16 protein-coding genes are annotated in these 19,544 nt (G+C 45.1%); 8 read left to right on the top strand and 8 right to left on the bottom strand.

What is annotated here, in order from left to right; all coding sequences use genetic code 11:
- Nucleotides 1-45: 45 nt before the first annotated feature.
- Nucleotides 46-3,504 (bottom strand): transcription-repair coupling factor, encoded by a 3,459-nt coding sequence (gene mfd / locus QWZ04_RS05400; RefSeq protein WP_290325721.1) that lies wholly within the window; start codon nucleotides 3,502-3,504, stop codon nucleotides 46-48.
- Between the two features lie 8 nt (nucleotides 3,505-3,512).
- Nucleotides 3,513-4,085, bottom strand: a complete 573-nt coding sequence (locus QWZ04_RS05405; RefSeq protein WP_290325722.1) for a PilZ domain-containing protein — start codon at nucleotides 4,083-4,085, stop codon at nucleotides 3,513-3,515.
- Between the two features lie 178 nt (nucleotides 4,086-4,263).
- Here QWZ04_RS05405 and lolC point away from each other — a divergent pair, with 178 nt between their 5' ends.
- Genes lolC through lolE form a run of 3 tightly spaced genes read left to right on the top strand, consistent with a single transcriptional unit; the run spans nucleotide 4,264 to nucleotide 7,412 of the window.
- Nucleotides 4,264-5,472, top strand: coding sequence for a lipoprotein-releasing ABC transporter permease subunit LolC (lolC, locus tag QWZ04_RS05410; RefSeq protein WP_290325725.1), 1,209 nt, complete (start codon nucleotides 4,264-4,266; stop codon nucleotides 5,470-5,472).
- The gene (lolD, locus tag QWZ04_RS05415; protein ID WP_290325727.1) at nucleotides 5,465-6,175 is read left to right on the top strand and encodes a lipoprotein-releasing ABC transporter ATP-binding protein LolD; all 711 of its coding nucleotides are present in this window, start codon (nucleotides 5,465-5,467) and stop codon (nucleotides 6,173-6,175) included. Before lolC ends, lolD begins: the two co-directional genes overlap by 8 nt.
- Nucleotides 6,168-7,412: a lipoprotein-releasing ABC transporter permease subunit LolE gene (gene lolE / locus QWZ04_RS05420; protein ID WP_290325731.1), complete on the top strand. Its 1,245-nt coding sequence runs from the start codon at nucleotides 6,168-6,170 to the stop codon at nucleotides 7,410-7,412. The genes lolD and lolE overlap by 8 nt, the downstream gene beginning before the upstream one ends.
- A 156-nt stretch (nucleotides 7,413-7,568) precedes the next feature.
- On the opposite strand, the gene QWZ04_RS05425 is transcribed toward lolE, so the two are convergent.
- The gene (locus QWZ04_RS05425; protein WP_290325733.1) at nucleotides 7,569-8,090 is read right to left on the bottom strand and encodes a DUF2062 domain-containing protein; all 522 of its coding nucleotides are present in this window, start codon (nucleotides 8,088-8,090) and stop codon (nucleotides 7,569-7,571) included.
- 5 nt (nucleotides 8,091-8,095) lie between these two features.
- On the opposite strand from QWZ04_RS05425, the gene QWZ04_RS05430 reads away from it, so the two are divergent.
- The 5 genes from QWZ04_RS05430 to kdsB are packed head-to-tail and all read left to right on the top strand — an operon-like array spanning nucleotide 8,096 to nucleotide 14,119.
- Nucleotides 8,096-10,408, top strand: a complete 2,313-nt coding sequence (locus QWZ04_RS05430) for a DNA internalization-related competence protein ComEC/Rec2 (RefSeq protein WP_290325735.1) — start codon at nucleotides 8,096-8,098, stop codon at nucleotides 10,406-10,408.
- Nucleotides 10,409-10,437: 29 nt separating this feature from the next.
- Nucleotides 10,438-12,186 carry a lipid A ABC transporter ATP-binding protein/permease MsbA gene (msbA, locus tag QWZ04_RS05435; RefSeq protein ID WP_290325737.1) on the top strand — a complete coding sequence of 583 codons (1,749 nt, stop codon included), beginning with the start codon at nucleotides 10,438-10,440 and terminating at the stop codon, nucleotides 12,184-12,186.
- Nucleotides 12,187-12,193: 7 nt separating this feature from the next.
- Nucleotides 12,194-13,213, top strand: a complete 1,020-nt coding sequence (gene lpxK / locus QWZ04_RS05440) for a tetraacyldisaccharide 4'-kinase (protein WP_290325739.1) — start codon at nucleotides 12,194-12,196, stop codon at nucleotides 13,211-13,213.
- Complete coding sequence (locus tag QWZ04_RS05445) at nucleotides 13,194-13,373, top strand: Trm112 family protein (RefSeq protein ID WP_290325742.1); 180 nt, start codon at nucleotides 13,194-13,196, stop codon at nucleotides 13,371-13,373. Before lpxK ends, QWZ04_RS05445 begins: the two co-directional genes overlap by 20 nt.
- Nucleotides 13,373-14,119, top strand: a complete 747-nt coding sequence (gene kdsB, locus QWZ04_RS05450) for a 3-deoxy-manno-octulosonate cytidylyltransferase (protein ID WP_290325744.1) — start codon at nucleotides 13,373-13,375, stop codon at nucleotides 14,117-14,119. The genes QWZ04_RS05445 and kdsB overlap by 1 nt, the downstream gene beginning before the upstream one ends.
- 214 nt (nucleotides 14,120-14,333) lie before the next feature.
- On the opposite strand, the gene QWZ04_RS05455 is transcribed toward kdsB, so the two are convergent.
- The 5 genes from QWZ04_RS05455 to QWZ04_RS05475 form a co-directional block, all read right to left on the bottom strand.
- The gene (locus QWZ04_RS05455) at nucleotides 14,334-14,945 is read right to left on the bottom strand and encodes a TetR/AcrR family transcriptional regulator (protein ID WP_290325746.1); all 612 of its coding nucleotides are present in this window, start codon (nucleotides 14,943-14,945) and stop codon (nucleotides 14,334-14,336) included.
- A 66-nt stretch (nucleotides 14,946-15,011) separates the two neighbouring features.
- Nucleotides 15,012-15,599, bottom strand: coding sequence for a hypothetical protein (locus tag QWZ04_RS05460; protein ID WP_290325748.1), 588 nt, complete (start codon nucleotides 15,597-15,599; stop codon nucleotides 15,012-15,014).
- 345 nt (nucleotides 15,600-15,944) lie between these two features.
- On the bottom strand, nucleotides 15,945-16,709 hold the full coding sequence (locus QWZ04_RS05465; protein WP_290325750.1) for a ChbG/HpnK family deacetylase: 765 nt from the start codon (nucleotides 16,707-16,709) through the stop codon (nucleotides 15,945-15,947).
- Entirely contained in the window at nucleotides 16,709-17,719 is a 1,011-nt protein-coding gene (locus QWZ04_RS05470) for a glycosyltransferase family 2 protein (protein ID WP_290325752.1), read from the bottom strand. Before QWZ04_RS05470 ends, QWZ04_RS05465 begins: the two co-directional genes overlap by 1 nt.
- Before the next feature lie 298 nt (nucleotides 17,720-18,017).
- The gene (locus QWZ04_RS05475) at nucleotides 18,018-19,541 is read right to left on the bottom strand and encodes a SpoVR family protein (RefSeq protein WP_290325754.1); all 1,524 of its coding nucleotides are present in this window, start codon (nucleotides 19,539-19,541) and stop codon (nucleotides 18,018-18,020) included.
- Nucleotides 19,542-19,544 lie beyond the last annotated feature (3 nt).

Below are 19,544 nucleotides of genomic sequence, written 5' to 3' on the forward strand. Positions count from 1 at the left end.
GCTTAAAGGTTTTTTGATTGATCTAACAATTTTACGAGTAACAACCTATGCAGGTAATCGGTTTTGAGCAAATTGCTCTAATAAATCGTTGATAAAGCGGATGCGTTCCCGTCTATCCGTTAATGGTACCGTAAACTTAAGCTTAGTTGGACCTTCCATTCCAAACTTTTGCGGAGTGGATTGCAGCAATTTAACAAGATACGCAGGGTTTATGTCAGCCGTTGGATAGAATTCAACAAAACCACCTTTAGGGTGCGCTTCTAATTTCTTAATATGCAGTTGTCCGGCTTGGAGTTTAATTTCACTGACCGACAGTAAGTTTTTGGTGGCGTCCGGTAGCGTACCAAAACGGTCAATAAGTTCTACTTTCATTTCAGTCAATTCATTCAAGTTACCGACAGATGCGATGCGTTTATACATAGATAGTCGCATGTTGACATCTGGGATGTAGTCATCTGGCAGTAGGGCAGGAAGTCGAAGCTCGACTTCCGTTTGGTCTCGGAGTAGCTCATCTAATGATGGCTCCTTGCCTTCTTTCAAAGCCTCTACGGCTTGTTCAAGCATTTCCATATAGAGCGTAAAGCCGACGGAATGGATTTGACCACTTTGGTCATCACCCAATAACTCACCTGCGCCACGAATTTCTAAATCGTGGGTGGCCAATGTGAAACCAGCGCCAAGATCTTCTAATGACGCAATGGCATCGAGACGCTTAATGGCGTCTTTGCTCATGGCTTTTGGGTGAGGGGTCAATAAGTAAGCGTAAGCTTGATGATGAGAACGACCCACACGGCCTCGCAATTGGTGCAACTGCGCCAAGCCGAGGTTGTCGGCTCTGTCCATAATGATGGTGTTGGCCGTGGGTACATCAATGCCCGTTTCGATGATAGTGGTACACACCAGCAAGTTAAACCGCTGGTGGTAGAAGTCGTTCATCACTCGCTCAAGCTCACGTTCTCGCATTTGCCCGTGTGCGACGGTGACCCGAGCTTCAGGGATCAGCTTTTCCAAATCGGCGGCGACTTTCTCAATCGTTTCCACTTGGTTATGCAGGAAGTAAACTTGGCCACCACGCATAATTTCACGCAAGATGGCCTCGCGTATTACGCTATCTTCACTTTCTCGAACAAAGGTTTTTATGGCTAAACGGCGTGCTGGCGGTGTTGCGATTATGGACAAATCACGCATGCCGCTCATTGCCATGTTTAGCGTTCGTGGGATGGGTGTTGCGGTCAACGTTAGAATGTCTACGTCGGCTCGCATTGCTTTCACTTTTTCTTTTTGGCGCACACCGAATCGGTGTTCTTCATCCACAACGAGTAAGCCAAGATCGCGGAACGTAATGTCGTCTTGGAGTAATTTATGCGTGCCGATAATAATGTCGACTTTGCCCTCGGAGAGGTCTGCCAAAATTTGCTTTTGTTCTTTAGCCGATTTAAAGCGAGATAGGACCTCGACTCGTATAGGGAGGTTGGCAAAGCGATCTCGAAAGTTTTCAAAGTGCTGCTGGGCTAACAAGGTAGTCGGCACCAATACCGCCACTTGTTTATTATTGTCGGTAGCTAAGAAGGCGGCGCGCATCGCAACTTCTGTTTTACCGAAGCCTACATCACCACAAACAAGGCGATCCATTGCTTTAGCTTGGCACATGTCAGACATCACGGCGTTGATGGCCATGGCTTGGTCATCGGTCTCTTCAAATGGGAAGCTAGACTTAAAGGTGGCATATTGCCCGCGATCGAGTTTGAATTTATGCCCCGGCTTTAACTCACGCTTGGCGTAAACATCGAGTAATTCCGCCGCGACATCGCGTACTTTTTCTGCGGCTTTTCTGCGGGCTTTAACCCATGACTCGCCACCTAATTTGTGAATAGGCGCTTTGTCTTCAGCACCACCTGAGTAGCGGCTGATCAGGTTTAAAGACGCAACAGGTACGTAAAGTTTAGCTTCGTTTTGGTATTCAAGCGTGACGTATTCAGTGATAAGTCCGCCAGCTTCTAGTGTTTGAAGGCCAATGTAGCGGCCGATACCATGGTCAAGGTGTACCACAGGTTGGCCTGGTTTTAATTCGGCTAAATGGCGGATAACCGTATCGCTGTTAACGGCTTTGCGATCTTTCTTACGGCGCTGAATAACGCGGTCGCCTAATAGATCGCTTTCGCAGATCAGTGCGATGTCTGGATCTCTATGAATGAACCCGTGCTCAGCCACACCGAGAATTAATGAGACTCGGGCTTTGGCTTTGCTTGCCTTGGTCAGGTTATCTGCGGCAGTTGGTTTTAATTTGATGCCTTGCAATAGTTCAAGCAGGGCTTCGCGTCGACCCTCAGATTCAACGGAAAAGACGACCTTACCTTCAAATTGCTCAATAAATTGACGCAATGCGGCAAGGGGTTCTTTATTTTGGTGTTGGGCATGTAGAGCGGGTAACGGTGAAATGTTAGGGTTAGCGCGACCCGATTTCTCTTCGATTTTATTAACATTAAGTCGAGCTTGCGGCATGACTTTTAGCTGGCTAAACAACTCATCTTTCTTCAGCCACAATTCTTCTGGCGGTAAAAGAGGGCGCAGCGGGTCGACTTTACGTTGCTCGAAGCGATGATCAACATCGGCCAAAAAATGGTCGATGCTTGGTTCTAAATCGCCTATGGAGATCAGTAGCGTGTCGTCGGCGATATAATCAAACAGGGTTTCTGTTTCGTCAAAGAACAACGGCTGCCAGTACTCTATTCCAGACGGCCATGTGCCTTTGCTGACTTGCATGTAAACAGACTCGGGTTCGCGTCTCGCTTCAAAGCGTTGACGCCAGCGACTACGGAACGCTTCAATGGCGGTTTCCGTGGTTGGGAATTCATGAGCAGGTAACAGGCGAATATGGCCAATATCTTCGATTGAACGCTGAGACTCAGGGTCGAAAGTTCGAATTGAATCTATTTCATCGTCAAAAAAATCAATTCGGTAAGGGTCTGCGCTGCCCGTTGGGTATAGGTCGATGATCGAACCACGGCTTGCGTATTCACCGGGGCCAAACACTTGGTCTACGTTACGGTAGCCTGACTTGTCTAATTGAATTCTAAGCGTTTCTATGTTGTACCGATCACCGGATTTTACCATCAAGGTATGTTGCAATAAAAAGTCTCGTGGTGACTGTTTTTGTAACAGGGTACTGATGGGTACGACCGTGATGCCATTTTTTTGATTAGGCAGTCGATACAAATGCGCGATTCGATCCGAGATAATGTCTTGGTGAGGCGAAAAATTATCATATGGCAAGGTTTCCCAATCAGGGAACAATTGAACGTCTTGCTCTGTAAATTGTTCGACTTCGCCAGAGAGTTTTAGAGCCATTTGAGGATCAGGTACAACCAAAAGCGTGTGGCCTTTGTGTGCGTCTGCAAGCTCGGCTACAGCGATGGATAATGAAGCACCGGTGAGGTTTCCGACGTGTTTTTTATCACCCGCTTTGGTCGGTAAAGCGAGAGAGAGTAATGAGGATTTAGGCATAAGAGGAATTATTTATTCTCGTCACGATCGCGGGAGCGTTGACGCAAAAGTTTTTGTTGTTGAAATAGCGCCGCTTTGATGAGGAGGTCTTGGTCTTCATCTCGTAGACGCACAAAGGAAATGGTCATCATGCTGTGTTGATCCGATGGCTCGCTATTGCTGACTTGACCATAGCAATAAATAGCGGCGGCTGGGCGCTCTAGAAACAGTTTTACTCGAACGAGTTGCCCACGTTTTAAAGGACGATTCGCAAGGTAGCTGAACTGGCTGGCACCAAAGCTTACGGTTGTGTGAGCGAACTTCGCTTCATTTTGTTGCGACAGCATAAACGTAAGTAATAGATTCAATTTGCTGTTCTGAGCGTCTAGAAGTTGCACTACGTAGGTTAGGTCGCTGTTTTTAAGCTCGTTAATGGCCCTGTCCGTTAAGGTATCGAGCGTACTAAACTCTGAAGCAACCATAAAAGGGGTTGGGATTTCAGTAATAAAATCATCCATCTCTGGCAAAGTATAGCCGTCGACTAGAGGCTCGACATTGGCGGTCAATCCGTGCTGAACGGAGAAAAATTCTTGTGGGTCCATACTTCACTTCCTTTTAGGCTAACCTTTTGATTATCGCAGTGTTGGCGAATGAATCAAGAAAACTTCACCTTAGTGTGTGAGGTTTTAGTCATTAATCTGCCATTTTACTAAGAAACGCTATAACTGACCGCGCTTTATCGTTACATTAACCGCTAGCATTTATCTAAGGTTTTACTCTATGTTCCATCCAATTTCGGCCTACATCGGTTTGCGTTATTTACGTGGCCGATCAGGTGACCGATTTAGCCGCTTTGTCTCCTATATGTCTACGGCGGGCATCACTATTGGCGTTATGTCGTTGATTACGGTGCTTTCTGTAATGAACGGGTTTGAAGCGCAGTTAAAAGGCCGCATTCTTGGGGTGCTTCCTCAGGCCGTTGTTTCAACCCACGATGGGAAAACAGAGCGTTCTGAACAGCCACCTGAGTTTCTCACCAGCATGCCACACGTGCAATCCGTTCATCCAATTGTTCGAAGTGAAGCGGTAATTCAAAGCCCAGTGCAACTGTCGGCTGGGTTACTTATCGGGATTGATCCGAGCCAAGATGACCCTATTCAGTATCATTTAATTGGTGGCCAACTGGCGTCTTTGCAGGCGGGCGAATACCGCGTGTTTTTAGGCCATGCACTGTCAAGGCAGTTAAACGTGCGGGTTGGTGACAAAGTGCGCTTAATGGTAACGGGTGCGAGCCAATTTACGCCGCTTGGGCGAGTACCAAGGCAGCGAAATTTCACCGTGGCTGGGTTGTTTAATACTGGATCAGACATTGACGCTCAATTGATGGTCGCCAACATTGAAGATGTCGGTCGTTTGATGAAATACTCCCAAGACACTATTTCTGGTTGGCGCTTGTTTTTTGAAGATCCCTTTGTGGTTTCAACGTTAGCTAAGCAACCGCTACCTGAAGAATGGCATTGGAGCGATTGGCGAGAGCAACGTGGGGAGCTATTTCAAGCCGTTAAAATGGAAAAAAACATGATGGGGCTGATGCTAGGTCTAATTGTCGGTGTTGCGGCGTTTAACATCATTTCTGCGCTGATTATGGTGGTGATGGAAAAACAAGCCGAAGTGGCGATTTTGAAAACGCAGGGCATGACTAATCACCAAGTATTAATGGTGTTTATGGTTCAAGGCGCGAGCAGCGGTATCATCGGCTCACTCGTTGGTGGTGGTCTAGGCATAACCTTATCGTTATATCTGAACGACATTCTAAAAATGTTTGGTGTCAGTTTGTTTTCTGTTGGTACTGAACTGCCTGTATTGATCATACCAACACAAATTATTACCGTTATTGTACTGGCGATATTGCTCAGTATTGTAGCAACGCTTTTCCCTTCTTACCGCGCATCGTCGGTAAAACCTGCCGAGGCCCTACGTTATGAGTGATCTTTTACATTGCCAATCTGTTTGCAAAACTTACCAAGAAGGTGGGATGGAAACAGAAGTGTTAAAAGGAGTGAGTTTCTCACTAAAACAAGGGGAGTTAGCATCGATTATTGGGTCTTCTGGCTCAGGGAAAAGTACCTTACTGCATATTCTTGGTGCGTTAGATGATACAACCTCCGGCCATGTCACTTTCCGTGGTGAGCAACTGGATAAGCAAAACAGTAATAAACAGGCCAGAATTCGCAATCAATATATTGGCTTTGTGTACCAGTTTCATCATCTTTTGGCGGACTTTACGGCGTTAGAAAACGTGGCAATGCCTTTGATGATCGGTGGGATCAATGTTGTTGAAGCGAAAAAGCGAGCGAATGAATTACTTGAAAAAGTTGGGTTAGGTCACCGCGTTGAGCATCGACCGTCAGAGCTTTCTGGTGGAGAGCGTCAACGAGTGGCGATTGCACGAGCCCTGGTGAATAAACCTGCTTTGGTCTTAGCTGATGAACCGACCGGGAACTTGGATCATTCTACCGCTTTGTCTATTTACGATTTGATGCGTGAACTGAACCAAGAATCAGGCACGGCGTTCCTGGTGGTTACCCACGACAGTGAACTGGCCGGAAAAATGGATCGTCAATTGTCTATGAAAGACGGTCTGTTAACGGATGACAACGAAATGAAAGAGAAGGTAGCAGTTGATGCATAAGTGGTTATCTCTTTTCATTGGTGGTCGATTTAGCAGGGCCAAAAAGCGCAATAAAATGGTGTCGTTTATCTCATTGTCTTCAACCGTAGGGATTGCTGTCGGTGTGGCGGTGATTATTATTGGTTTGTCCGCAATGAATGGCTTTGAGCGTGAATTGCAAGACCGAGTGCTTTCTGTTGTTGCTCATGGCGAGTTTGAAGGAGTTAAAGAGCCTGTCACACAATGGCAAGACATTATCTCTATCGCAGAAAGCAGCGAGCAGGTAGAAGCGGCTGCCCCTTATGTTCGAATGACGGGTTTAATAGAGAAGGGTGCCAAGCTTAAAGCCTTGGAAGTGCGAGGCGTTGATCCTAGCTCAGAGTCTCGAGTGTCTGATCTTTCTCGTTATATGACGGAGAGTGCGTGGGGAAACTTCAAGGCAGGCGAAAAGCAAGTGATCTTAGGTAAAGGCATTGCGCAAAATATTGGCGCTGAAATAGGTGACAGTGTCACACTGCTGTTGCCTCCTGCCAGTGATGATTTGAAAGTACGTTCACCGAAAAGAGTGAGACTAAAAGTCACTGGGTTATTAGCCCTCGGTGGTCAAATTGATCATGGTTTGGCCTTGCTGCCAATCGCAGATGCCCAAGCTTATACTGGCTTAGGCAACACAGTAACGGGTGTATCGGTGAAAACGACCGATGTCCTGCAAGCTGACTCGATCATTCGTGAAGTCGGCAGTCAGTTACCTGTCTACGTGTATTTGAAAAGCTGGAAGCAAAAATACGGCTTTTTATACCGCGATATTCAACTGGTACGCACCATTATGTACCTTGTGATGGTGCTTGTGATTGGCGTAGCCTGTTTTAACATCGTGTCGACATTAATGATGGCGGTGAAAGACAGGGCCGGAGACATCGCCATCTTGAAGACAATGGGGGCAACAAACGGGTTGATCAGGCGCATCTTTATTTGGCAGGGAGTATTCTCTGGAGTGACAGGCAGTATTGCTGGCAGTTTAGTCGGTTTAGCCGTTGCGTATAATTTGACACCTTTACTTAAAGGGTTAGAAACGCTGATTGGGCATCAATTCCTATCAGGAGACATCTATTTTGTTGAGTTCTTGCCGTCACAAGTGAACATGATGGATGTGGTGATGGTATCGGGCACGGCGATTGTATTGAGCCTACTGGCTACCTTGTATCCTGCAAGTCGCGCAAGCAGTATGAATCCAGCTGCGGTACTAAGTTCGAAATAGTCGGATTTACGTCCATATGCGGTTATTGGAAATCGCAGGTGGGATGCATAAAAAAGGGCCGAAAGGCCCTTTTTTATATTTTGACAAACAATTCAATTACATGAATGTGTTTTACGTCTCGAAGAATCACGCAGCCCTAGCCAATAGTCTTTGAATTTAGCGTAGCTTGAATCTAATACTACGTTTTTGCCAGCTCCTGACGACTGAATATCGCCAAAGCCCTTTGATACCAAAATAACCGATCATGGCTGAAACAACGCCGCATATGGCGCAACCAAGAATGAACGGAGGGCCGATGGTCGACATCTGGCTCATGATGAAATCCCAGGACAGTTCAAAGTGAAAAGCTTGAGGTGGCACAGACATTGCAAGAGCGCCAACTTTGTAAGCAAAGTAGAACATAATGGGCATGGTGATCGGGTTACTGATCCACACTAAGGCAACAGACAGCGGCAGATTGACTCCGCAAAGAATAGCAGCGCCTGCAGCCATGATCATTTGGCTTGGTAATGGAACGAAAGCCATAAATAGACCCACGGCAAATGCACCTGCAGCCGAACGACGGTTTAAGCACCAAAGGTTCGGGTTATACAGAACGTTGCCAAATATTTTTAAAGCCTTCTGACGTTTTATCAATTCGTGATCAGGCATAAAACGTTGAATTAATTTCTTCGGCATAAGGAATGATGGCTCACTTTTCTTGCTGGACAATGGTTTCTTTTATCGCAATGGTTTGTTCATCGGCCCTTTGGACAACCATGCCGCACCCCTCGTGGTTAATTCCGCTAGGCATTCTCATACCCATTACGCTACTAACGCCGCTTCTTGGCTTTCTTCGAGGAATACTTTTTGCTGCAGTCGTAGTGCTTTCACACGCATCGTTATACCAGCAACAGATTGATGTCTTATTCGACGGCAGTCAGGATACTACCATAACAGGCCAAATTGATAGTTTTTTTAAGCCATTAACTCATGGCTATCAGTCTTCTTTTGTTGTGAATCAATTAAATAACCGTCCACTGCCTATTTATTATAAGCAGAGGTTACAAATCTTGTGGCCAAATGACGAAATATTGCTCAATAAGACCGAATTACCGCAACTTGGTGAACGTTGGCGGCTTGATGTGGCACTAAAGCCTGTGCTGGGTCGCCTCAATATCGCCGGTTTCGATAAAGAAAAGCACTTCATCTCGCAGGGTTGGCACGCCAATGCTGTTGTAAAAAGTGCGCAAAGAGTAAATAGCAGTCAGTCATTGAGAGCGAAGCTTCATGCGCAGCTCTTGAGTCAAAGTGAACACCTCGATTCACAGGCTTTCATTATGGCCCTTACTTTTGGTGACCGACGCGGTTTAAATTCTGACGATTGGGGGGATCTCAAAAACAGTGGGCTGGTTCATTTGATGGCTATTTCAGGGCTGCATATCGGTCTTGCATTTGCAGTGGGGTATTGGATTGGGATAGCGGCCAATACACTGCTGATGCTGCCCATTGTTCCCCATTTGAAATACCCACGACGTTGTCTAAGCACTTTGCCTTGGCTGCCTTTATGTATAGGCGTGTCGTTTGCGTTTGGCTACGCTTGGTTAGCTGGATTTAGCTTGCCAACTCAGCGTGCGTTATTCATGTGCTCGATATTGGTGTTGTTTCATTCATTGGGTTTGCATTTTAATGCATGGAAAGTCATTCTAATCTGCTTGTGTAGTTTATTATTCTTCGATCCGTTTGCCATAATGTCCTCAGGTTTTTGGATGTCGTTTTGTGCTGTAGCTGCTATCTATTTGTTTATCGGTACATGCAAATTTGGCCGTGGTTGGACAGAGCGATTAAAGCAGTTGTTCTATTTTCAGTTTTGGATGTTGGTGGGTATGTTACCGATCAGTATCTACTTGTTTCAAGGGGTTACTTTATTGGCGCCACTCTACAATCTCGTGTTTGTGCCGATGGTGGGTGCCGTCGTTATGCCGCTGATTGCTGTTGGTCTATTTTGTATGTCACTTTTCCCTTTCATTGCTGAAATGATTTGGGCGCTTGTAGACGTTACATTAAGGCCGATTCTTCACTCGATGACTTTTGCGAGCAACGCTTGGATAGCGATCGGCAGTCAATGGACGGCCTTAAGCGTACTGCCTCTGCTGCTTTCCTGTGGTTATTTAATTTTCAATCGTATGCAACTAGCAGTGATTTGCACGGTTTTCTTGCTGATCTTTTGGCCATATCGCTCCCGAGATGGCTGGTACCTACACGTATTAGATGTTGGCCATGGGCTAGCGGTGTTGATTGAAAAAGATGGTGATGCGGTACTTTATGATACTGGACTTGCGTGGCCTGGTGGCAGTTATGCGCAAAGTGTAATCAATCCAGTGCTGCAAAAGTTGGCCATTCAAACATTAGACGGCTTGTTATTGAGTCACCTCGATAGTGACCATGCAGGAGGGCGAGGTTATGTAGAAGAGGTTCTTGATCCTAAATGGAAACGTGCCAGTCAGTATCTACCCGGTTACGAGAGTTGTATAAAAGGGGATCACTGGCGCTGGAACGGGTTGCAATTTACGGTTCACTGGCCACCTAAAATGGTTAAACGAGCCCACAACCCACATTCGTGTGTGATTACCGTGGATGACGGCCGTACACAAGTTCTGTTAACCGGAGACATCGATGCCGTTAGTGAAATGATCTTGGCAAGAAATAAAGCGCTGTTGCGAGCAGAAATCATGTTAGTGCCTCATCACGGAAGCGCCACCTCTTCTAAAGGACTTTTTGTCAATCAGGTGAAACCTAAACTCGCACTTGCTTCTTTAGCGCTCGATAATCAATGGGGAATGCCCGCGAAACAAGTTTTGAATCAATATCGTTCAATCCCCTCAAAGTGGATGGATACAGGCACCTACGGCCAGATAAGCATTCACTTTAAAAACGACGCGTACCAGGTATCTAGTGCTAGAACTCAGCTTTCACCAAGATGGTATAGGCAGATCGTGCGTAACAGAGTAGAATAGGGCAAAATTTTAACGAAAAATAATAAGTTATGTCGCACGAACAAGATCAATCGACCAAACAGACTTTTAAGCGCCTGTGGCCTTATATTTCTCTTTTTAAAGCAGGTATTGCTGTCGCCGTTGTTACTTTGGTTATCAACGCATTAAGTGACACTTACATGATATCTCTACTTAAGCCCCTGCTAGATGACGGCTTTGGTAATGCAGATTCTAATTTCTTACGTCAGATGCCGTTTATTATTTTGGCCTTGATGCTGATTCGTGGCACCAGTGGGTTTATCTCAGCGTATTGTATGAGCTGGGTGTCAAATAACGTCGTCATGTCTTTGCGTCAGCAAATTTTTAACCATTTCATGAAAATGCCGGTGGCGTTTTTTGATAAAGAATCGACAGGCAGTTTGCTCTCTCGCATTACTTACGATACTGAGCAAGTGGCATCGGCGACTAGCCAAGCATTAGTTAATATTGTTCGTGAGACTGCCAGTATTATCGGTCTTATCGGTCTTATGGTGTGGAGCAGCTGGGAGCTATCATTGGTGTTGTTGGTGGTAGGCCCTGTGGTAGGGATCTCGATCAGTAAGGTCTCTAAGCGCTTTAGACGAATTTCAAAAGACATGCAAACCGAGATGGGTAATTTGACCACCTCTTCCGAGCAAATGCTTAACGGCCACAAAGTCGTATTGAGCTACGGCGGTCAAGACGTAGAAAAAGGTCGTTTTGAATCCGTCAGTAATCGCATGCGTCAGCAAACCATGAAAATGGTGGTGGCTCAGCAACTGGCGAGCCCTGTGATCCAAATGATCGGTTCAATGGCTCTTGTGACGGTGTTGTTTCTAGCGAGTGTTGATTCTATTCGTGCAGACTTAACCGCAGGTACATTCACGGTTGTATTCTCTGCCATGTTAAGCATGTTGCGCCCTCTTCGTGGGTTAACGGCGGTTACGTCTGATTTCCAACGTGGTATGGCGGCTTGTCAAACGCTGTTTGGCTTAATGGATATGCCAACAGAAGAAGACAATGGCAAAGTGACGAAGCAAAAAGCGTCAGGCGACATTGAAGTGAAAAACGCGACGTTCACTTACCCAACAAGTGAGACGCCCGCACTGCGTGATGTAAGCTTTACATTGCCTGCAGGGAAAACAGTGGCGTTAGTAGGTCGTTCTGGTTCGGGAAAAAGTACCATTGCTAACTTGTTTACTCGCTTCTACGACTTAGACGGCGGTCAAATAACGCTAGATGGTAATGATATTCGTGATTATGAGCTGAAAAATCTACGAACTCATTTCGGCTTAGTATCTCAGCATGTTCATTTATTTAATGACAGCGTAGCGAACAATATTGCTTATGCGGCTGAAGACAAATACAACCAAGAGCAAATCGAACACGCGGCTGAATTGGCTTATGCTCATGACTTTATTTTGGGCCTGGATCAGGGTTATGACACGGTGATCGGTGAAAATGGTGCCAACCTTTCTGGTGGCCAACGTCAGCGTTTAGCCATTGCTCGTGCATTACTGCGTGACTCTCCGGTACTTATTTTAGATGAAGCAACGTCTGCACTGGATACAGAGTCTGAGCGTGCCATTCAATCGGCATTAGATGAACTGCAAAAGAACAAGACGGTATTGGTTATCGCGCACCGACTGTCTACCATCGAAAATGCAGATGAAATACTCGTGGTCGACAATGGTCAAATCGTGGAACGTGGTCATCATTCAGAGCTTTTAGAGTTGGGTGGGGCATACGCGCAGCTACATAAAATTCAATTTAGCGAGTAAAGGCTAAATGATCGATAAGATTTGGTTTGAACAACACTGGACGAGATGGCTATTTTGGCCAGTGTTGTGGCCACTAAGCCTGTTGTTTGGTGCGATCAGTCGAAAGCGTCGTCGAGATTTTCAATCGGGTGTTAAACCCAGTTATCGAGCGCCTGTACCTATTGTGGTCGTCGGCAACATTACCGCTGGTGGTAATGGTAAAACACCGGTAGTAGTTTGGTTGGTCGAACAACTGCAAGCTCAAGGTCTGCACGTTGGTGTGGTGTCTCGTGGTTATGGTGGTAAAGCTAAACATTATCCGTTCGTTGTCCAACACGACTCTCATACAAATGAATGTGGCGATGAGCCATTATTGATTCGTCGCAGAACTGGCGCGGAAGTGGTGGTAGACCCAAACCGAAGTCAAGCGGTACAGACACTATTAGCGCAAGCGGATAAAACGAACCCGGTTGACGTCGTGATCACCGACGATGGGCTACAGCACTATGCTTTGCAACGAGACATTGAAATCGTAGTGATTGATGGTCAACGTCGCTTTGGCAATCAGCAATTGCTGCCTTTAGGGCCATTACGTGAAAACGTGGCAAGGTTACCAGAGGTTGATTATCTTATTACTAATGGTGGCGTAGCACACACTGGCGAGTTTGCAATGCAACTCAAACCGAGCATGGCCATTAATTTGGTCACTGGTGAGCACAAGGCTGTAAGTGACTTAACCAATCTTGTGGCTTTTGCAGGCATTGGCCACCCGAAACGCTTTTTCAATACTTTGAGCGCTCTTGATGCTCAAGTTGTGAAAACACAAGGATTTGCTGATCACCAAGCCATCACTAAATCGCAAGTTAATGGGCTATTGCAACATGGCGATCATGTCATCATGACCGAAAAAGACGCCGTTAAGTGTGCGACGTTTAGTGACAAAAATTGGTGGTATCTTCCGGTTTCTGCTCAGTTACCGGAAAATGCACGACAAATTATTAGAAAAATTATAGAGGTAAAAGAACACTATGGATCATCGTCTTCTTGAAATCGTAGCTTGCCCATTATGCAAAGGTAAGCTGACTTATGACAAAGATAAGCAAGAGCTGATATGCAAATTTGACAAGCTTGCTTTCCCTATCAAAGAGGGGATCCCTGTGCTGATTGAGCCTGAAGCTCGCACTATGTCGATGGACGAGGGGAAGTAATGTCTTTCACGGTTATTATCCCCGCACGTTACCAGTCAACTCGTCTACCGGGTAAGCCACTAGCCGACATCGCGGGTAAGCCTATGATTGAATGGGTTTACCAACAAGCGATGCGCTCTGGTGCCGAGAAGGTCATTATTGCGACTGATGATAGCCGTGTGGAAGCGGTGGCTCATGGGTTTGGAGCGGAAGTCTGTATGACGTCACCCAGCCATGAATCAGGTACAGAAAGACTCGCTGAAGTGATCGAGAAAATGTCGATTCCCGAGTCGCATATCATTGTGAACGTTCAAGGTGATGAGCCGTTGATTCCACCTGAGATTATTCGTCAAGTCGCGGATAACTTGGCAGGCAGTGAAGCGCCGATGGCAACGCTGTCGGTTGATATCACTGATGAAGAAGAAGCGTTTAACCCGAATGCAGTAAAAGTGATTACTGACGAAAAAGGATATGCACTTTACTTTAGTCGTGCGACCATCCCATGGGACAGAGACTCGTTTGCAAAAAATACGTCTAAATTGGCTCAACCGTTGCAACGTCATATTGGCATCTATGCGTATCGTGCTGGTTTTGTGAACACTTACATTAACTGGCAGCCGAGTGCACTAGAGAAAATTGAGTGCTTAGAGCAATTGCGCGTGCTTTGGTACGGTGAGAAAATTCACGTGGCGGTGGCGAAAACTGCGCCCGCTGCAGGTGTTGATACACCGGAAGATCTAGAAGCCGTAAGACGTATTTTAGAATAGCGAGGCAGTAGCATAACTGGATGGTAAAATAGCCCGTTAAAATAAGTAGTTAACGAGCGATTTAATAAACATAAAAAGCCGCTAAATGAAATTAATCCTTATGATGGTTTTTTCATCTAGCGGCTTTTTCAATTTAGATTCTAAATGGACGTGTGCATATTCATTGTATATGTTGGTTTATTGTCGACTTTATGCGTCAGAAATGGTGACTCAGCTAAAGCGCTTTTGCTCTCAGTGGAGTGTCTAATGGTAAATAAGTTCCAAGGTAAGCTTTAGCTGCGCGTTTGGCTTCACTTTCCATGCCCTTGGTAATAATGCCATATTTCATTTGGGAGATAGTGAAAATCGTGTCGACGATTTCAACCCAAATAAAGAAGATATCTGATTGTCGGTCAAAGCTAGGCAATTGAAAGAAATGGTCCAATATCGTAAAGATTGCGATGGCGATATCTTCATCGTTTTTACGGTCTTTTTGCTTAATACTTGCCGATGTTTTACCGGATATAAATAGTTGACGGGCAGGGGGTTGAGTTTGATAAAAGTGAATGGCGCGGGTAACAAGGATATCAACGATGTTATGCCATGTATCTACTTCCTCATCAGCAGGAATTTTGCTTAGTTCTCTAAGCAGCAACTCGCCATACTCGATGGCTACCTCTGTGTATATCTCATCAATATTGGCGTAAAAATGGTAGGCCGAACTCTTGGGAATGCCGGCTTCTTTAGCAATGTCAGCAAACGTGACATCGCCAATATCGTTTTCAGTTAGCAGTTTTCGTACTGCCGCCTTTAATAATTCTCTGCGTTTAACGCCTCGGTGTTGCATAGGAATCCTTTCGCTCAATGCTCTTTTCGCCCTTTATACTGTCACTAATGCAGAGAAAAAAATAGTCTATTTTACAAAATGACCAAGTTGCTTTTCTAAAGCGTCTCGTACTTCTTCACCACCACGTACAATCACATGTCCGATTGGGTCGAAGTGAATAATATCGTGGATACTGACACTTTTACTTAACTCTTCTAAGACCACCCAGGGAGATGGAAAGGCATCGAATTGAAAGTGGGTGGTTAGTTCGCCACTAAACACCATTGCACCGCTATTTTTGCTATTACAGATCATGGCGTGTGAGTCATTATTAATTGTGATCACTTCACTTTGTAAGTTCTCAATACTGAGCTTATCGTCATCGCCAGTGAGCGATTGAATCAGCTGGGCCGTAATATTGGTGTTGGTTTGGATTTCAACTTGCAAGCCTTGAATGTCGATGTCATCGAAAAAGCCATGCAAATAAATGGTAGAAATGAACTGCTCGAGGATAATCGGAGAGTCAAAGCGTATTTGCCACCATTGCGCCCCAGGTTGTGGTAGGAACGTTCGCTCTCTACTACGAGAAGCCATAAAATTGGCGGTATGATTAGAGAGTTTTTCGATATGACAAAGGCTTAATGTTGGATAGTTATCTAATTGTGCTGGCTGCATAGCTACTACTCCTTGTGCAACAGAGTGAGTCGTCCGGATTCACGTTATTGTTATACCACTATTCATCTGTGTTAAAAAATTTTGCCACATCATTAAGCGGGTGAGGGGTCACATATGTAGCATTTTTTTCTATGCTGGGAGCATACTCGCAAAGAAACGAAAACGGCGATAGAAATGGTACCTTTAGTCATTGATGTTGTTACTCGATTGCAAGAAGCGTAGTACGTGTCGTAGAGTCTAGGGTCGGCGTATGAACAGACAAAGCCTGCGGTTAAGCAGGCTTTCTAGTGTTCGTTTGGTCAAAAATGGTTCATTTGCCTGAGCGGCTATTTAAAGCCAGTACGACTATTTAAAATGAGTCAGATGGATATCTTGTTTAAGCAGAAAATCTCGGTATCTGTCGCTCATTAAGTAGTTATACTCTTGACTTCGAGCGGCAGCATGTTCGACATCTGCGCCCTTCGTGGCAGGGTGACACATGATCAAACCTTGGTGGGGTAATGATTGTAACCATCCTTCCATCATGCCTGAAAAATCGGCCTGTTCACATATGGAGTATAAACCAGCAAACCCATTATTGTGTTTTAAGTTATGGCCTTGAATTTTCTGCTTGAACCCAAGATTTAGTAGCTGAATCGCCACGGCTTTAATAGCTGAATCATGGCCGCTAAGAGGTACGGAAGGGTCGCGAACCCAGATTTTTCCATCAGAGTATCGCCTTGATAGTTCATTCAATACCACATCACGAATCTGCGGAAAAGCATGAACATGTTGATGGCCATCCAAATAATCAGGTGCCTGGTTTAACGCATCTTCATAGTTATCAAGCTGAGCCTGCAGCGTGCTTAATAGCGTTTGTTTATCAGAACGCCTTGTTAAGGCATTGAGCATTAATGTACCGAGCGAATCAATGTGACCCAAATCGAAATGCAAACCCAATGCGGCATCGGATTGATAAGGCTTCAGTTGCTGGGCTGAATGCTGCCAATTGGGCATTAAAGTCATGCAGCTGGTCGCAGAAATTCGCTTGTGTTCCAGCAAATCAATAATGGCCGTGTCGACTTCAGCAGACATGGCGAAATCATCTGCGCAAATAATCAGGTTTTTCATCAGGACTCTTTCGTTGATTCGGTTTCGTCGCGTTCATCTTTGCTTTGTTGGTATTCTTCAACGATATAAAGAGGGCGCTTTTTAACTTCAGAGAATACGCGAGCCAAATAATCGCCCATGATACCGATAGACAGTAATTGAATACCACCGAGGAAGAAGATAGCAATGGTCAGTGTTGGCCAACCTGGAACGTCTGAGCCAAAAATCAGCGTTCTAAGCATGATCATAATGCCGTAGCCAAAGGAGAGTGCAGAAATTGCCGCACCAATCACCATCCAAATTTTTAGTGGGATGCTACTGAACGAGGTTAATCCCGTCATTGCGAGCGAGGTTAAATCGCGAAAACGGAAGCTGCTGGTACCACTGAGGCGGTCGACGACTTCAAACGTGACTGATTTGGTTTTGAAGCCAACCCATGCGTATAACCCTTTCATCATGCGTGTGCGTTCTGGCAATTGCTTTAATGCCTCAACGACATTGCGGCCAATAAGACGAAAATCGCCAGCGTCAGGATGAATGTGTACATCGGAGATTCGATTCAGGAGGCTATAGTATACTTTGGTAAACGCGCGCTTTGCCAAGGATTCATCTTCACGGTTATCACGGACACCGTAAACCATGTCGTAACCCTCACGCCAATGTTCAATGAATTGCTTCACCACTGATAACGGGTGTTGACCATCCGAATCCATTAAAATAACTACGTCGCCACGGGCATTGTCTAGGCCAGCACTGATAGCGATCTCTTTACCAAAGTTACGTGATAGTTTGACGAGGGAAATTGGGTACTGCTTCGACAGTTCTTTTGCCGTAGCGACCGTTTCATCGGCACTGCCATCGTCAACAATTAGAATCTCAACTTCGTTGCAGTAATCTTTTAGAAAGTCGTAGGCTTCCTGAACCACCTGAGGTAAGTTTTTCGATTCATTATAAGCTGGCAATAAGCATGTAATGATGTTCGGGTTCTCACGGATAAATTGTACGTTTGAGGTGCTTTGTGAGTTGCTCATAAAAATTCCGCAGTTGGCTATGGTCTAAATTCGAATTATCGATGTTATTATCTTTATTCAGTATATCTATGACAACATAACAATCAAAATTGTTTCATTCTGTTGCCATATTAGAAATTAGGTTGAATTAAATCGACCTCAACCACCTTTGTCAATCGTAATCGAATATAAATATTACAGGCTATAAACACTGCCTCATCAACTGGTTGCAGTAATCATGGCTTAAAAAAAAGCCCATGGCGTACATGGGCAAATGGAGGTTGTTACTTACTCTGAAAATATGTGAACGCGGCAATCGTTATATGCCGCTGCTGTATCGTTCCTTATCCGGACATGTCCCTAGAATTTCGTGACCACCCGTTTCGTTTTCTTGCTGTAAGATGACATCAAAGCCCCATAGGCGATGCAGGTGCTTAAGTACTTCAGGGTAACTTTTATGCAGTGGCACTCTGTTTTGAGGGACGTATTGTAAGATGAGTGAACGGTCGCCTCTGACATCTACATTCCATACTTGTATGTTTGGCTCTAGATTACTCAAATTGTATTGAGCGGCGAGTTTCTCACGTACAATTTTGTAGCCAGTTTCATTGTGTATTTCACTTATCTCAATGTAGTTTTTCCGGTCATCGTCTTTGATTGAAAAGAGTTTGAAGTCTCTCATTAATTTAGGAGAGAGATATTGGCTAATAAAGCTTTCGTCTTTGAAGTTTTCCATTGCGAAATGCAACGTATCTAACCAGTTACTGCCCGCGATTTCAGGGAACCATTGTTTGTCTTCTTCCGTTGGATCTTCGCAGATCCGACGAATGTCTTGGAACATAGCAAAACCGAGTGCGTAAGGGTTAATACCACTGAAGTAAGGGCTATTATAAGCCGGTTGTGCAACAACGCTGGTGTGACTATGAAGAAACTCTAGCATGAATTTGTCCGAGACCAATCCATCGTCATAAAGGTGGTTTAGGATGGTGTAGTGCCAAAATGTCGCCCAGCCTTCATTCATTACCTGAGTCTGTTTTTGCGGATAAAAATATTGGCTAATTTTTCGTACAATTCTCACAACTTCACGCTGCCACGGCTCAAGAAGAGGTGCGTGTTTTTCGATGAAGTAAAGAATGTTTTCTTGTGGTTCACTGGGAAATCGAGGACGTTCTTGCGTTTCTTTTTCTTCAGACCGTGGTACGGTTTTCCATAGGTCATTGACTTGAGACTGTAGGTACGCTTCTCTAGATTCCTGCCGCGCTTTTTCTTCAACGATAGAGATTTTCTCTGGGCGTTTATAGCGGTCGACACCATAATTCATTAGGGCATGGCACGAATCGAGAAGTTTTTCGACTTCATCTACGCCATGTTTGGTTTCGCATTCAGTGATGTAATTGCGAGCAAACAGCAGATAATCTACGATTGAACTGGCGTCCGTCCAAGTTTGAAACAGATAATTGCCTTTAAAGAAAGAGTTGTGTCCATAACAGGCGTGAGCCATAACCAACGCCTGCATTGTGATGGTATTCTCTTCCATGAGGTAAGCGATACATGGATCTGAGTTGATCACGATTTCATAGGCAAGCCCCATTTGTCCGTGTTTGTAGTTTTGTTCCGTTTGAATGAACTTCTTGCCAAATGACCAGTGATGGTAGTTGATCGGCATACCAATACTAGAATAGGCGTCCATCATTTGTTCCGCAGTGATTACTTCGATTTGATTCGGATAAGCGTCAAGGCGGTAGTGTTCAGCCACACGTTTGATTTCTTTGTGGTAGTCGTCGAGTAAGTCGAACGTCCAGTCCGGTCCGTCGGGCAGCATTTTGTTTGTTGTTGTCGTCATAGC

The organism is Vibrio tapetis subsp. quintayensis, from assembly GCF_030409945.1.
Lineage (GTDB): Bacteria > Pseudomonadota > Gammaproteobacteria > Enterobacterales > Vibrionaceae > Vibrio > Vibrio quintayensis.

Excerpts from the sequence above, each read along its gene's own strand:
- mfd (WP_290325721.1), bottom strand. The coding sequence starts at position 3,504 with ATGCCTAAATCCTCATTACTCTCTCTCGCTTTACCGACCAAAGCGGGT.
- QWZ04_RS05405 (WP_290325722.1), bottom strand. The coding sequence starts at position 4,085 with ATGGACCCACAAGAATTTTTCTCCGTTCAGCACGGATTGACCGCCAAT.
- lolC (WP_290325725.1), top strand. The coding sequence starts at position 4,264 with ATGTTCCATCCAATTTCGGCCTACATCGGTTTGCGTTATTTACGTGGC.
- lolD (WP_290325727.1), top strand. The coding sequence starts at position 5,465 with ATGAGTGATCTTTTACATTGCCAATCTGTTTGCAAAACTTACCAAGAA.
- lolE (WP_290325731.1), top strand. The coding sequence starts at position 6,168 with ATGCATAAGTGGTTATCTCTTTTCATTGGTGGTCGATTTAGCAGGGCC.
- QWZ04_RS05425 (WP_290325733.1), bottom strand. The coding sequence starts at position 8,090 with ATGCCGAAGAAATTAATTCAACGTTTTATGCCTGATCACGAATTGATA.
- QWZ04_RS05430 (WP_290325735.1), top strand. The coding sequence starts at position 8,096 with ATGATGGCTCACTTTTCTTGCTGGACAATGGTTTCTTTTATCGCAATG.
- msbA (WP_290325737.1), top strand. The coding sequence starts at position 10,438 with ATGTCGCACGAACAAGATCAATCGACCAAACAGACTTTTAAGCGCCTG.
- lpxK (WP_290325739.1), top strand. The coding sequence starts at position 12,194 with ATGATCGATAAGATTTGGTTTGAACAACACTGGACGAGATGGCTATTT.
- QWZ04_RS05445 (WP_290325742.1), top strand. The coding sequence starts at position 13,194 with ATGGATCATCGTCTTCTTGAAATCGTAGCTTGCCCATTATGCAAAGGT.
- kdsB (WP_290325744.1), top strand. The coding sequence starts at position 13,373 with ATGTCTTTCACGGTTATTATCCCCGCACGTTACCAGTCAACTCGTCTA.
- QWZ04_RS05455 (WP_290325746.1), bottom strand. The coding sequence starts at position 14,945 with ATGCAACACCGAGGCGTTAAACGCAGAGAATTATTAAAGGCGGCAGTA.
- QWZ04_RS05460 (WP_290325748.1), bottom strand. The coding sequence starts at position 15,599 with ATGCAGCCAGCACAATTAGATAACTATCCAACATTAAGCCTTTGTCAT.
- QWZ04_RS05465 (WP_290325750.1), bottom strand. The coding sequence starts at position 16,709 with ATGAAAAACCTGATTATTTGCGCAGATGATTTCGCCATGTCTGCTGAA.
- QWZ04_RS05470 (WP_290325752.1), bottom strand. The coding sequence starts at position 17,719 with ATGAGCAACTCACAAAGCACCTCAAACGTACAATTTATCCGTGAGAAC.
- QWZ04_RS05475 (WP_290325754.1), bottom strand. The coding sequence starts at position 19,541 with ATGACGACAACAACAAACAAAATGCTGCCCGACGGACCGGACTGGACG.